The sequence below is a fragment of the Pseudoalteromonas sp. N1230-9 genome, assembly GCF_032716425.1.
GTDB lineage: Bacteria > Pseudomonadota > Gammaproteobacteria > Enterobacterales > Alteromonadaceae > Pseudoalteromonas.
In genome coordinates, this window is the sequence record NZ_CP090419.1 from 1,522,467 (window position 1) to 1,536,416 (window position 13,950).

Below are 13,950 nucleotides of genomic sequence, written 5' to 3' on the forward strand. Positions count from 1 at the left end.
CTCAATAATTTCTGATATGCGAAAACGCGTTTTGTAATTTTGTTTGGCACTTTTTACCCGCTGACGCTTCAACGCCAGAGTTTAGGTCAAGGCCATTGGCACCGCGATAAAGCGCTGCATGGATATTCTCTGGATTCAAACCACCGGCTAACATAAACGGCACGGTTGCCGTCTCTAGCACAGACCAATCAAATGCTTCGCCTGTGCCGCCTTTTTGGCTCTTGCTGTAAGTGTCGTATAAATGGCGATCAACCCCTTCAAGTGGTTTAGGTAATTCGCCTTTAACAGCTTGGGCTTTCCAAATTTCACAGCCAAGCGGTAATTCCTTTCTGAGGCTTTGAATATACTCGCTATTCTCATCGCCATGTAATTGCACGGCTGCTAATTTTAAGCTTTGTGCATAATCGACCACTTGTTCAAGAGGTGCATTGACAAACACACCCACATACGCGAGTGGGGCACTTTGCGTAACTTGCTTGGCACAGTCGATATCAACATAGCGCGGTGACTTAGGATAAAAAATTAAGCCACCATACACAGCACCACTTGCGTAGGCTGCCATCGCATCTTGTGAACGGGTTAAACCGCACACTTTGTTCTCACCTAAAATCACTTTACGACATGCGGCTTCTAAGTCGCGCTCAGCCATTAGTGAGCTGCCAATTAAAAAGCCATCACACAATGGCGCAAGGCGTTTTACATCTTTATGGGTATAAATGCCCGACTCTGAAATCACCACTTTGTCATTTGGGATAAGCTGACGTAAACGCTCAGTTGTTGCAAGATCAGTACTTAAATCACGAAGGTCGCGGTTATTAATACCAATTAGGCTGGCATTAAGTGCAAGTGCACGGCTAACTTCTTGCTCATTACTGACTTCAGTAAGTACCGACATGTTTAAAGAATCAGCCACTTTATGAAGCGCTAAATATTGCTCGTCATCAAGGACTGAGAGCATTAATAGAATCGCATCACCACCCGATATGCGTGCTAAGTAAACTTGGTACTCATCAATAAAGAAGTCTTTACAAATAAGCGGCTGTTCCACTTGGCTGCGCACGTATTCAAGGTACTGATAACTGCCTTGAAAATATTTTTCGTCCGTTAGCACGCTCATACAGGTTGCGTACTTTTTATAAACTGATGTAATTTCGTCTAAATTGAATGGTTCGCGAATTAGCCCTTTTGACGGTGAGGCCTTTTTACATTCTAAAATAAACTGCGTACCGGTTGCTGCTAATGCCGCTTCAAAGTCTCGCTTGGTTGGCACAACATCGCCAATGAATGACTCAAGCGGGCGCTGTGCTTTTCTTTGTTCTAATTCAATGCGTTTGTCGGCAACAATTTTGTCTAACACGTTAGCCATGACTTACCTCAATAATTGCGTTCAATGTGTCCATCGCTTTGCCTGATGCTAATAATTCGCTTACTTGATCTGCGGCTGCTTTTAAATCACCTGCTTTATCGGTTAAATAAAGAAGGGCGGCGACGTTGGCTATAATGGCAGCGTTATGCGCCATTTCACCTTGACCTTGTAAAATCGCTAAGCTTGCTTTTGCGTTATATTCTGGGCCTTGGCCTGCTAGTTGTTCAAGTGAATAGTTTGCAAGACCAAAATCGCTCGCTGTTAGCGTGTATTCGCTCAGTTCACCGTTATTAAGCTCAACCACTTTGGTTGTCCCGTCTAAGGCGATTTCGTCAGTGCCTGCACCGTGAACCACCATAGCGCGTTTTGTGCCAAGGGTTTTTAAGGTTTCGGCCATTGGTAAACACAGTGAAGGGTCATAAACACCAAGCAATTGCACCTCAGGGGCAGCAGGGTTGGCCAGTGGCCCTAAGATATTAAAAATTGTGCGGCTTTTAAGAGCCGTACGCACGCCCATCGCATGGCGTACACCACTGTGATAATGCGGTGCAAATAAAAATGTAAACCCAGTATTGTCTAAACAATGCGCTGCTTGCTCAGGGCTCATATCGATATTGATACCCAAGGCTTTAAGTAAATCCGCTGAGCCCGAGTTACTCGATACACTGCGATTACCATGTTTGACCATATTGATGCCCGCAGCGGCGGCAACAATAGCAGCTGTGGTACTAATATTAATTGTGTTTGAGCCATCGCCACCGGTACCACAGCTATCAGCAAGTAAGGTTTTGCTGGTTTGAAATGGCACTGCATTGGCGCGCATTGATGCCGCCGCACCGGCGATTTCATCACTTGTTTCGCCTTTCAGTTTTAGGGCGATAAGTGCAGCAGTTAATTCAATATCATTAAGCTGGCCATTCATGATGGCGTCAAACAATGTAGTTGCTTGCGAAAATGATAAATCTTGCTTTGCTAATAATTGGTTTAACTGGGTTTGAGTTGTTGCTTCCATGTTATTCCTCTACTGCACGCGTGCGGTTAAAAATTCAATGCTTTGCTGTAATAGCAATGCGCCATTTGGCGTTAAAATTGACTCAGGATGAAACTGATAGCCAAGGGCATTATCTTGTTGATGGTAAATTGCCATCGGAATATTTTCATAACAAGCAATTACTTCAACATCATCAGGGACTTTGGTTGCCATTAATGAATGATAACGAGCAACTGGCATTTTATCGCCCATACCCGCGAATACTGGGTGCTCAGTCAGCGTAATAATTGATGACTTGCCGTGCACAGTTTCGCCTGCATGACCAATAACCCCACCGTAGCTTTGTGTTAGTGCTTGCTGCCCTAAACAGATACCCAGCATCGGGAAGCGGCCTTTACACAGTTCAATGAGCTCCATTAAACAACCTGCATCAGATGGTGCGCCAGGACCAGGTGAAAGCACTAATAATACAGGCACAGTCTCTTGGCACATTTTGTCGAAGATGCTTTGTGCACTGATGTTATTACGGTATACCACTAACTGGCACCCTAACATAGAAAGTTCATCGACTAAGTTATAACTAAATGAATCAAAATTATCTAAAAAGTAGATTTTATAGGCTGATGTTGTCGTCATTATTGTGCCTCGTAAGTCGATTGAATCGCAGTGATCACAGCTTGTGCTTTAGCGCGGGTTTCATTGGCTTCTGATTGTGGATCTGAATCAAACACCACACCTGCACCTGCTTGCACATAGGCTGTGCCGTTTTTAACAAAGGCAGAGCGAATAACAATACAGCTATCCATGGCGCCATCGCCCGTTAAATAACCTACTGCACCTCCATAGCTACCGCGGCGTTTTTGTTCGGTTTGACGAACTAACTCAGCAGCGCGTACTTTAGGGGCACCCACTAAGGTGCCCATGTTCATACAAGCTTGGTAAGCATGTAGCGCATCGAGTTCAGGTTTTAAAGTACCAACCACGCGTGAAACTAAATGCATCACTTGTGAGTAGCGGTCTACTTTTAATAACTCTTTCGCGTGACGTGTGCCTGGTACGCTAATGCGGGCAACATCATTTCGCGCTAAATCAACTAACATCAGGTGCTCGGCACGTTCTTTTTGGTCGTTGCGAAGTTCAAGCTCAATGCGGCTGTCTAGGTCTGGATTAATTTGCCCATTAGCAAACTTGCCACGAGGGCGAGTACCTGCAATTGGGTATACCTCAACTTGTTTGCTCTCTGGGCAGTATTTGAGGGCTGACTCGGGCGATGCGCCGAATAACACAAACTCTTCATCGCGCATGTAAAACATATATGGGCTTGGGTTTTGTTGTTTTAGTTGGCTGTAAGCATGGAGTGAGTCAGGGCAGGCGAGAGAAAAAGTACGTGATGGAACAACTTGGAAAATATCGCCATCAACGATGTTGTTTTTTAACGTGATGACATGTTCGCAGTATTGCTCGTCGCTAACATCGACAGAAATTGGGTTTGAGCCTGCTTGCTTTTGCCCTTGATAGCTTTGTGCATTGTCACATACGGTATTTAAACGTTCTAACTGTTGACCAACCTCAAAACAATTAGCATGAACTTCAGGGCCGTTAAATACATTGCCAATTAGCTCGGTTGTTTTTGCTTGATGGTCGATGACAACTAACGTTTCGGCGAGGTAGAAAACATAATCAGGGCAGCTGTTTTCGCCGTCAGGTACATCAGAAAGGGTTTCGAAATTAGCAACCATGTCGTAGGCAAACACACCGCCTAAGAACACAGAGAATGGGTTGTCTGTTGTGCTTTTAATACTGTTGATGCAGCTACGTAGCGCACTAAATGCGTTATCTGCTACTAATTTACTGGCTTCATCAATATCGCTTGCGACCTCGTTGTAGGTTAACGTTAATGTGTCTTCTACAAGCTCAGCAGAGCAGTTTTGCACATGAGTTTGTAAATAAGGCAGTAATTGCTTGCCGTTATTTGACTGTGCGGTGAGTGTTACCTGTTTGCCTTGGCAAACAATACGTAGCGCTGAGTCAACCAAAATTAGACTTTTTACACTGTCTTTAGAATCAATTTCAGCAGACTCTAACAGCAGTGAATTAGGCTTATCGAGTAAACTGTATAACGCAAGTGGGCTACTGATGTAGTCGCGCACTTGAGTGATACTGGTTACTTCACCCGGTGTCGTTGTTATATGACTAAAAATCAAACCTCATTCTCCCTCATTCCCAAAAACTCTTTAAAAAACAAAACCCCGCGAAGCGATGCTTGGCGGGGTTCGTATAAAGATGTCTATAAATTAGATAGACCCTTACCGTCCCGCTAAGCCAGGCGCCACCACCAATGATGTGTAAGAGTTGCTATGTAATTCATTATAAAACCTTAAAATTTAGATATAAAAAAACCCGCTACATGAGCGGGTTTAGAAATCGTTAGACACGACAATTCGTCACCCGCTAGTTACGAGTGCCACCACCAAATTGTGATTTGAATTGTTTTGTTCATTGTTATTGCTTATTTAACGTGTCTGAAAGTGCATACAGTAAAGCGTACCTATGCCGATACTGTCAAGTATTAATTTACCACAATTACTATAAAAATTTTGTTATACTCACATCATTGATTCAAGAACTTACGTAAAGCAGTCTTTCCCTTTGATAAAATACGATTTACATAGCCACACCACATACTCAGATGGTCAGCTATCAGTCGAGCAATTGTTACACCGCGCGGTTGAGAAAAACATAGATGTGTTTGCAATTACCGATCACGACACGTTGAGTGCTATAAAACCAGCACGCCAAGTCATTGCAGATGATAATTTACCGCTTAAATTAATTTCTGGTGTTGAAGTGTCAACAAAATGGGAAAGCTTTGAAATTCATATTGTTGGCTTAAATGTTGATGATGAAAATGACGCACTGTTGTCATTGTTACAAGCGCAACAAAGCAAGCGTGAAGAACGCGCTTTAGAGATAGGTCGTCGCCTTGCTAAAAACGGTTTTGAAGGCATTTACGAGCAAGCAAAAACATTTGCCGAAAACGCCCAGATCACACGGGCGCATTTTGCCCGTGCACTGATTGAGCGTGGTGTTGCTAAAAACTTCCCAGGAGTATTTAAAAAATACTTAGGGCGAGGAAAAACAGGCTATGTACCAAGTAGTTGGTGCGATATGCAAACGGCAATTGCGGCCATTCACCAAGCTGGTGGGGTTGCCGTTCTTGCACATCCTGGGCGCTATCAAATGTCGAATAAGTGGCTGCGTAAGTTAATTATTGAATTTAAAGACGCGGGTGGCGATGCGATGGAAGTTGCACAGCCACAGCAAGCACCGAGTGAGCGCCAGTTCTTAGGTGAACTGAGTCGTGAATATGGCTTACTTGCGTCGCAAGGGTCAGATTTTCATTTTCCGACCAGTTGGTTGGAGTTAGGTAAAAATTTATACTTACCAAAAGATTGCCAAGGGGTTTGGCAAGCATGGGAAGGGCAATAGGAGCGTGTAATGAGTCAGTTTTTTCATATTCATCCAGATAATCCGCAACCACGCTTAATCAGCCAAGCGGTTGATATTATTAAGCAAGGCGGTGTTATTGTATACCCAACCGATTCGGGTTATGCACTTGGCTGCAACATTGGTAATAAGCAAGCAAAAGAGCGCATCGAACGTATTCGTGGCATTGAAAAACACCATAACTTTACCTTAGTTTGCCGCGACTTATCAGAGCTATCCACCTATGCTCGCGTCGATAATCAGTTATTCAGATTAATTAAAAATAACACCCCCGGGCCTTATACGTTCATCTTTAAAGGCACTAAAGAAGTACCAAAGCGTTTATTAAACGAAAAGAAAAAAACCATTGGTATTCGTGTTATCGAACACCCAATCACCTGTGCTTTATTGGCTGAATTAGGTGAACCGTTAATGTCGTGTTCTTTAATTTTACCAGGTGAGCAATATACTGAGGCTGATCCTGATGAAATTCGCGATCGCATTGAAAAGCAAGTTGATTTAATTATTCATGGTGGTTATCTTCCTGAACAGGCAACCACAGTAATTGACTTATCAGATGATAGCATCGAAATCTTACGTGTCGGTTGTGGTGATACCAAACCATTTGAGTAGAGACTTCATTGACTAGCCCAGAGCTTGACGCGTCAGATAATTTGCAAGAGCCAGTACAGCAAAAGCTGCCACTGGCTTTTTTGCATGGCAAAGCGGTGGTCGATAAACCTGAAGATTTATACATTCCGCCCGATGCGCTAGAGATCATTTTAGAAACCTTTGAGGGTCCTCTCGATTTACTTCTGTATTTAATCAAAAAACATAAACTCGATGTGCTAGAGCTCTCAATTTTTAGTATTACTGAGCAATACGTGAGTTATGTTGAAATGATGAGCGAGTTTCAGCTTGAACTGGCTGGTGAATACCTTGTGATGGCAGCGTTATTAGCACAAATTAAATCACGATTATTATTACCAAAACATGAAGAGCTTGAAGAGGAAGAAGACCCACGAGCTGAGCTTGTCAGACGTTTACAGGAATACGAACAATTTAAAAAAGCCGCCGAAAATCTTGATGAAATTCCTCGCGAAGGACGCGATATCTTTGTTGCCGAAGCACTGGTGCCAGAATTCAGTGAACGTGAGGTACTGTTACCTGATGTTGACATGAAAGACTTGTTAGTTGCGCTAAGCGAGGTTATGGCTAGGGCCAAAACATTTGAACACCATCATATTACCGCAGAGGCTTTATCAACCCGTGAGCGCATGAGCTTAATCTTAGATAAGCTCTCAGAGGCCCAATCACAGCTGCCTTTTAGTACTCTTTTTACCATAGTAGAGGGCAGAAGTGGTGTTGTTGTTAGCTTTATCGCTATGTTAGAGCTGGTGAAAGAAAACCTGATCAGCTGTTTTCAGGTAGATGCCAATAGTCAGATTTATGTTGGTTTGGTGGAAGAAAGCGAATAGTTTTAAATGAACGAGCTGGAGTCTATTCTTTGCAATAATTTACGATATTTTTCCCAATCGAAGCTTATAGAAATAAGAGTATTATTTACGGAAACGGGGAGTGTATCCGTATGTTAAATTACTATTTTTCAGAGAGGCGAAGTTGTGAAAAGTCAAATGCGTTTAATAAAAAATGCAATGGAATATGAAGGTTTAGAGAGTATAACCGAGCTGGATAAAGGAATTCGAGGTATTTATGTTTTATATAAACGACGTGGTTTTAAAAACGATTCTTCACATCATTATGATGTCGTATACGTAGGTATGGCTAGGCGTAGTGTTAGGTCAAGACTAAAAACACACCTAAAAAATAAAGAAAGTTTGTGGTCTCATTTTTCAGTATTTGGAGTATGGGATAATATAACAGATATTGAAATTGAAGAACTAGAGGGGTTATTCCGTCATTTATATCGTTTCGACAGTAATGCCAACGCCTTAAATGTACAAAGATCTTATCAACCATTAAAAACAATTGTTGAGACTGATTGGGTATAGATAAAAAAGTTAAACACTCCAAAACTCGTTGGTAGGTGTAACGTTGAACCCTTTAGTAGGTAATACAATGAAACAGAATATTGTTCATATTGCTTTGGTCGTGAAAGATTATGATGAAGCTATCGATTTTTATGTAAATAAACTTAAGTTTGAGCTTCTGGAGGATACCTATCAACCAGAACAAGACAAACGTTGGGTGGTTGTTGCTCCGCCAAATTCTCATGGTGTGACCTTGTTACTTGCCAAAGCGTCGAAGCCTGAACAGCATGACTTTATTGGCAACCAGAGTGGAGGAAGAGTATTTTTATTTTTAAATACAGACGATTTTTGGCGAGATTTTAAGCGCATGAAATCAATTGGCATTAAATTCGTCCGAGAACCAGCTGAACAGGACTATGGAACCGTAGCTGTTTTTGAAGATCTGTATGGAAACCTATGGGACCTTCTTCAGTTGAATCCCGACCACCCAATGGCAAAAAGATAACACTGAAATACGAATAAAATTTTAATAATAGTGTAAATATAAGCACTGTCAGTCTTTTCTAATAAATCACTAGGAATAGTTTTTGTGTTTTAAAGGTCATTTAATGAGTCTTTAAACTCACAAGAGCATATCGTGATCAAATCAATTCTATTTTTAAAGGTCGCATTTCACAAAAGAACCTTAGTTACTGGTTTTAAGACTGCCCTTATTGTGGGTATTTTCTTAAACATAATTAATCAAGGCGATCTCATTCTAAGTATGAAATTAGCCGATGTTCATTGGCTCAAACTAGCACTGACCTTTTGTGTACCATTTTTCGTGTCTGTGTATTCTGCAACAATAGCACGTTTAAGGTTTGACCCAGGAACAAGAGTATGGGTTGAAGCGCAGTTAAGCTGTGGCAAATGTAATAAGGTGTCGTTGCATGTACTCAAAAATCACTTAGTTGGTGAATGTAGTAAATGCAGAGACGAAACGCTTTGGCACAAAAACCATTAACACTTTCTATGCAAGGGAAGTTATATCGCTGTGTAAATATGTGCGTAAATGCACAGATGATGTTTGTTTAACGCTATTTTAATTGCAAATAAGCTAGGCTATTCTATCAGTAGGAATAGCGATTTTCGGAAAAGAGTATGTTAAGCAACACTAAAACCAGCTACGGGTGGGTAGCAATTGCACTTCATTGGTTAATGGCTCTTGGGGTGTTTGGCCTGTTTGGCTTGGGTGTCTATATGGTTGAGCTAACTTATTATGATGCTTGGTATAAAGGCTCCCTTGATTTACATAAAAGTGTAGGGATTACCTTGGCTGCTGTTTTACTTTTTCGCTTTGGTTGGCGGTTACTCGGTACACAACCTGAGCCGATATCTAATACTAAAACTATGAACTTTATTGCTCACTCAGTACATAAAATAATTTATTTATTACTTATCGTCATTGTTATAACGGGTTATTTAATCTCGACAGCAGATGGACGTGCTATTGACGTATTTAATTTATTTGCTGTACCCGCGTTGCCAGGTTCAATTGCTAATCAAGAAGATATTGCAGGTGAAATTCACTTTTATGCCACATACGGGCTAATAGGTGTTGTTGTTTTACATGCATTAGGGGCACTAAAACATCATTTTATCGACAAAGATAAAACCTTAACTAGAATGATCAAACCACTAAAGGATGATTAATATGAAAAAGTTACTTTTAAGCACGGCATTAAGTGCGGCGTTATTTTCTACTGCAAATGCGAATGCAGCAGACTATGTGATTGATACAGACGGTGCCCATGCATTCGTTACTTTTAAAATTAAACACTTAGGCTATAGCTGGCTGCATGGCCGTTTTAACACTTTTTCAGGTGATTTTAGCTACGATGATAAAAAACCTGATGCCTCTAAAATCAATGTAACGATTGAAACAAAGAGTATTGATTCTAACCACGCTGAACGTGATAAGCATCTACGTGGTAAAGACTTTTTAAATGTAGATAAGCACCCAACAGCGACGTTTAAAAGTACTTCAATTAAATTTGATGAAGAGGGTGATGAAGCTGATGTAACGGGTGAATTCACTTTAAATGGCGTCACTAAAACGATTACCTTTGAAATTGATAAAATAGGTGAAGGTAAAGACCCATGGGGTGGTTACCGTGTTGGTTTTGAAGGTGAAACAAGCCTAAAACTTGCTGATTACGGTATTGATTACAACCTTGGACCTGCATCTACACATGTGGATATTGGTTTATTTATTGAAGGTGTTCGTAAGTAACATTATTTTAAAAGTGCCGCTTAATGGGCGGCACTTTCATTTCTATCCTTAAGCCTTTTCTCTAAAATTGGTTTTAAATTATCTGGTAACCAGCGCACTAAAATGTCGTGATAATCTTGCGTATGTGCGATTTTTTCTAACGCAATATCGAGTTCACTAATTATCTGGCGACCTTGTTCATTATTAGTGCAACCAATAAACCCTTCACTCAGCTTAGGTGCCTCTGTCAGAGTGAGCTGGGTTAGTTTGTCTTCAAAGTCCATTGAGTGAGCCAGATAATAGTGCTCACTGGGATAACCCAATAGAATATCGATACGTTTTTTGCTTAACATGTAAGTAAGGCTCGCTAAAGTATCACTGCCTGGGCGAAATATTATATTTGCATCATGATTGGTGTTTATAACGTCATCAATACTTTTACCAAACGAGCGGCTCATAGATACCCCAAGTGCAAGGTGCTTCTCATTTAACAGAGCTTTTAAAGAAATTGCTTTACTAGGGTCTAAATCGAGCGCTTTAATTAGCTCTTTTCTTATGGCTATTGATGGAGATAATCCAATTGTTGATGTGTGAGAGCTAAAAGCAATGTGCTGTTTACGGTGCTCATTCTGATATAACGACAACATGCAATAATTATTTTGCGGATTCGAAAGTTCGTGTATTGCTCGACTTGACGGATAAAGAGTATGTGTGAATCGATAATCTGGTAACGCTTTTTCAATCATTTTCATGACGCTTTCATCACGCCCGCTACCTTCATAGCGGTCATTCATGATGTAATAGGGCGCAAAATCAACGACTACCCATTGAATGGTTTTGGTTTGTTTTTCGGCAAATGAAGCTGCGCAAAAAAAGAATAGTAAAAGAACACTAGCACGGCGCATCTTACTACCTGTTAATAGTTAAAAATATAAGTGTAGCAGGGTTTTAGCTCAATGCAGAGAAGTAAAAACTAAAACGCCAGCAGAGCTGGCGTTTTTCGGTTTAGTTGGCTTTTAGCCATTTTACAAATTGGCGGGCATCACTGGCCTTTTGAAAAATGGCGTTTTTCAAGCCTTGCGTGTCACTAAAAATTACACGCTGTTTGTTAACCGATATTGACTGCACTGGGTGTGCAATTTGGATCAGAGACCCATTGTATTTATATGACATAATAAAACTCACTCTTTCTGTTTGTCAGATTCTGTAGAGCTTTAAAGGCAGTTAAAAATACAGTCTGACATTTGTTGTCTTGCGTACAGTGTTGACTAAGTTTGTGACAGTTTGGTGATAATTTTGAAATTCATCAAATTGTCATTTGGTAACACGACATCGCAAGTATTTATACGAATATGCGGGAATTACTGGATCAAGGTAAGGGGTTAACCGCGAGGTTTCTAAAAACCTGAAAGATAGACTACTTCACGAATGTTTTTTACGCAAGTTTTATTTTTAAAATAAATCTACTTTAAATATTGGCTTTTAATGTAGTGCTATAACCGAGTTATTTTTAAGGTGAAGTGCTCGTTTACTCAAGCTATAAAAGACAAGCAAATAGACGTATTTACTTGTCTTTTAAGTATTTGCTGTTAGTTAAGTATTTTAATTTGCTCAACTGAAGATACGTCTACATGAGTTTGGTAATAGTATTTATTTGTAGCTCGTCCTTGTGAGATGAAGTCTATTATGACGCGCTTTGCTTCGCCCGTAACTTCTATCTCTTTATCAATAAAAAATGTCTCAGGGGATTCACCAAATTTTTTAGTGAACTCAGGTACAACTTTGTAGTTTAAGGCAACTGTAATTGATCTTCTATCACGGTAATCTTCTTCAGTATTTAAAAAAACGTCACCCCTGTGTTTTCCGGCTGCTTTAATATGAAATTTAAATATGCCTTTAACACTGTCTGGCGCACTCGCTTCACTTAAAGCAATCACGTCCATTGTATTACTGGTATCTATACGTGATGGTGATGAACTGCACGCAGCCAGTGCTAATGTAGAGAGTAAAAGTAAGTATTTCATATTTAACTTCCTTGTAAGTGTTTAAATTGTATGTATTGGGTACAAATCGGCAGTTAGAGTAATTGTTCAATATGTCAAAAGCAACAGGGTTATCTTTATTTTTTAATTAGTTTTATGTAGTAGTCAGTAAAGGTCTCTACAGTCTTTCAAGTTAATTCATATCAATTTGAAGGGGATAGCTTGCTCAGGTTTAATATAGCTGGATGTTTTTTTGAAACAGGCGTATTCTAATCGGGACAATAAAAATAATAGTTTTAAGAAAGAAGTAGATTCATGAATTACCTCTTGGTAACAGACATTTTTGGTAAAACTGCTCACCTAACACAGCTTGCCTTGCAGCTTAAAAATCGAGTTAGAATGTGTGACCCATACATGGGGCAAATACAGTTGCCAACAAATGAATCAGCCCAATATCAGCACTTTTTGAATGAGTGTGGGCATGATACCTATTTTGAGCGTGTCCATTTTACATTAACAACAATAAAACGTCCTACAACGATTATAGCTTTTAGTGCAGGGGCATCAGCAGCCTGGCGAGCACAAGCTGAATTAGACAACCCTTTTATAAAACAGCTTATTGCTTTTTATCCATCGCAAGTGAGACATCACCTTTCGTTAAATGCGAACATACCTTGTCGATTTATTTTTCCTCATAGCGAAGCACATTTTGATATTGCGCCAGTGGTTGCAGCTTTAAATGAAAAGGACAGGGTAGAGTGTAATGTAAGTCAATATGCTCATGGTTTTATGAATGCTTTATCTGAAAATTTTGATTTAAATGCTTATAAGTATTTTACCTCGCACTTGCTAGCAATTGAGACAAGCTCAGCGCAATCAATACCTAATTAGAAAATCTGGTCTATAGTCATTACTAAATAATAATTAAAGTAATTACTATGTCTACAAATCAAACATACAGCCACTTTTTATCTAACCCTGTAGCTAAACCTCCATGCAGAATGCTCAATGCGAGCATGTATGGCTTTTTTGTTTCCGCTTCTGAGCAAAAAATGCAGCAGTATGTCGATGCCACGCTTAATACACTTGCCAATGACTCGACAACGTTTAATGTTTTAGGGGAAACCTGCTTACTCACATTCACCGATATAGAAAAAATATCGTCACTTGCAGCACCGTTTTCTGAACATGGCTGGATGCAAGAAACGGATATTATCATTTGGTTGCCCGTCGCTAAAATGTTAGATGGCGATATTAGCTACCTGTATTGGTACCCTGCATTTATTAGTGTGAATAATGTTTATGCACTGATCAATGGTCGTGAAACGTGGGGATACAATAAATATCTGTGTGACTATGAAATGCCCAATAACATTGATGATAGCGGGCGATTCTCGGTTTCCTTGCAGTGTTTTGATAAGTTTTCGCCTGACTCCATGTTAGCTCAGCATGAGTTGCTCACTATCACGCGAGTGATAAAGCAAAAGCCCGAGAGTTTGTTAGATAATGTGGAGCAATTTGCAGAGCGTGTCGCCTCGGTTTTAAGTGATGACTATAAAGGGATTGATTTATCCCTGTTAAAGCAATTACTTGATGGTTTCATTCATCCTCAAATGGACCAAATTTTATACAAACAATTTCCTGATGGTGAGGGTGAAAATTCTGTTTACAAAGCCGTTGTCCACTCACCTTCAGTGATAAAAAAAATTCATCAGCTAACGCTTTTAAAAAATGATTACAGCCTCGATGTTAATTTTTTAGCGAGCTTTCCACTAAACGATATGTTTGGTATTGCTCTTGGTAAGCAAGCCGTACACCTACCGTTTTACGTCAGCATGGACTTTGATCAACTTGGCGCAACTGAAATTTTATCTGCGTAAGGG

17 protein-coding genes are annotated in these 13,950 nt (G+C 40.2%); 10 read left to right on the top strand and 7 right to left on the bottom strand.

From position 1 onward, the window contains the following. Position 1: 1 nt before the first annotated feature. The 4 genes from trpCF to LY624_RS07190 are packed head-to-tail and all read right to left on the bottom strand — an operon-like array spanning position 2 to position 4,561. The gene (gene trpCF, locus LY624_RS07175; RefSeq protein ID WP_341804180.1) at positions 2–1,366 is read right to left on the bottom strand and encodes a bifunctional indole-3-glycerol-phosphate synthase TrpC/phosphoribosylanthranilate isomerase TrpF; all 1,365 of its coding nucleotides are present in this window, start codon (positions 1,364–1,366) and stop codon (positions 2–4) included. Then, complete coding sequence (trpD, locus tag LY624_RS07180; RefSeq protein ID WP_341804181.1) at positions 1,359–2,378, bottom strand: anthranilate phosphoribosyltransferase; 1,020 nt, start codon at positions 2,376–2,378, stop codon at positions 1,359–1,361. Before trpD ends, trpCF begins: the two co-directional genes overlap by 8 nt. Positions 2,379–2,387: 9 nt before the next feature. Next, a complete protein-coding gene (locus LY624_RS07185; protein ID WP_062565123.1) occupies positions 2,388–2,993 on the bottom strand; it encodes an aminodeoxychorismate/anthranilate synthase component II in 606 nt (201 codons plus the stop codon). Continuing rightward, the gene (locus tag LY624_RS07190) at positions 2,993–4,561 is read right to left on the bottom strand and encodes an anthranilate synthase component 1 (protein ID WP_341804182.1); all 1,569 of its coding nucleotides are present in this window, start codon (positions 4,559–4,561) and stop codon (positions 2,993–2,995) included. The genes LY624_RS07185 and LY624_RS07190 overlap by 1 nt, the downstream gene beginning before the upstream one ends. 445 nt (positions 4,562–5,006) lie before the next feature. Here LY624_RS07190 and rnm point away from each other — a divergent pair, with 445 nt between their 5' ends. The 8 genes from rnm to LY624_RS07230 all read left to right on the top strand — a co-directional run bounded on the left by rnm (position 5,007) and on the right by LY624_RS07230 (position 10,106). Beyond that, positions 5,007–5,846 (top strand): RNase RNM, encoded by an 840-nt coding sequence (gene rnm, locus LY624_RS07195; RefSeq protein ID WP_341804183.1) that lies wholly within the window; start codon positions 5,007–5,009, stop codon positions 5,844–5,846. A gap of 9 nt (positions 5,847–5,855) precedes the next feature. Further along, the gene (locus tag LY624_RS07200) at positions 5,856–6,476 is read left to right on the top strand and encodes an L-threonylcarbamoyladenylate synthase (RefSeq protein WP_237118720.1); all 621 of its coding nucleotides are present in this window, start codon (positions 5,856–5,858) and stop codon (positions 6,474–6,476) included. Between the two features lie 41 nt (positions 6,477–6,517). Next, complete coding sequence (locus tag LY624_RS07205) at positions 6,518–7,321, top strand: segregation and condensation protein A (protein ID WP_341804392.1); 804 nt, start codon at positions 6,518–6,520, stop codon at positions 7,319–7,321. A 144-nt stretch (positions 7,322–7,465) separates the two neighbouring features. After that, positions 7,466–7,855 carry a GIY-YIG nuclease family protein gene (locus LY624_RS07210; protein WP_341804184.1) on the top strand — a complete coding sequence of 130 codons (390 nt, stop codon included), beginning with the start codon at positions 7,466–7,468 and terminating at the stop codon, positions 7,853–7,855. A gap of 67 nt (positions 7,856–7,922) precedes the next feature. Beyond that, positions 7,923–8,339 (top strand): VOC family protein, encoded by a 417-nt coding sequence (locus LY624_RS07215; RefSeq protein ID WP_341804186.1) that lies wholly within the window; start codon positions 7,923–7,925, stop codon positions 8,337–8,339. A 132-nt stretch (positions 8,340–8,471) separates the two neighbouring features. Continuing rightward, positions 8,472–8,837, top strand: coding sequence for a nitrate/nitrite transporter NrtS (gene nrtS / locus LY624_RS07220; protein WP_341804187.1), 366 nt, complete (start codon positions 8,472–8,474; stop codon positions 8,835–8,837). 137 nt (positions 8,838–8,974) lie between these two features. After that, a complete protein-coding gene (locus tag LY624_RS07225) occupies positions 8,975–9,526 on the top strand; it encodes a cytochrome b (protein WP_062568869.1) in 552 nt (183 codons plus the stop codon). Between the two features lies 1 nt (position 9,527). After that, positions 9,528–10,106, top strand: a complete 579-nt coding sequence (locus tag LY624_RS07230; RefSeq protein ID WP_062568870.1) for a YceI family protein — start codon at positions 9,528–9,530, stop codon at positions 10,104–10,106. Positions 10,107–10,126: 20 nt separating this feature from the next. On the opposite strand, the gene LY624_RS07235 is transcribed toward LY624_RS07230, so the two are convergent. The 3 genes from LY624_RS07235 to LY624_RS07245 form a co-directional block, all read right to left on the bottom strand. Next, positions 10,127–10,990, bottom strand: a complete 864-nt coding sequence (locus LY624_RS07235) for a TIGR02285 family protein (protein ID WP_341804188.1) — start codon at positions 10,988–10,990, stop codon at positions 10,127–10,129. A 100-nt stretch (positions 10,991–11,090) separates the two neighbouring features. Next, the gene (locus tag LY624_RS07240) at positions 11,091–11,258 is read right to left on the bottom strand and encodes a hypothetical protein (RefSeq protein ID WP_165381452.1); all 168 of its coding nucleotides are present in this window, start codon (positions 11,256–11,258) and stop codon (positions 11,091–11,093) included. A 416-nt stretch (positions 11,259–11,674) separates the two neighbouring features. Continuing rightward, positions 11,675–12,109 (bottom strand): hypothetical protein, encoded by a 435-nt coding sequence (locus LY624_RS07245; RefSeq protein WP_341804189.1) that lies wholly within the window; start codon positions 12,107–12,109, stop codon positions 11,675–11,677. Positions 12,110–12,382: 273 nt separating this feature from the next. Between LY624_RS07245 and LY624_RS07250 the strand changes: the two genes are divergently transcribed. Beyond that, positions 12,383–12,958: a hypothetical protein gene (locus LY624_RS07250; protein ID WP_130149682.1), complete on the top strand. Its 576-nt coding sequence runs from the start codon at positions 12,383–12,385 to the stop codon at positions 12,956–12,958. 47 nt (positions 12,959–13,005) lie between these two features. Next, on the top strand, positions 13,006–13,947 hold the full coding sequence (locus LY624_RS07255) for an acetoacetate decarboxylase family protein (RefSeq protein ID WP_130149683.1): 942 nt from the start codon (positions 13,006–13,008) through the stop codon (positions 13,945–13,947). Positions 13,948–13,950 lie beyond the last annotated feature (3 nt).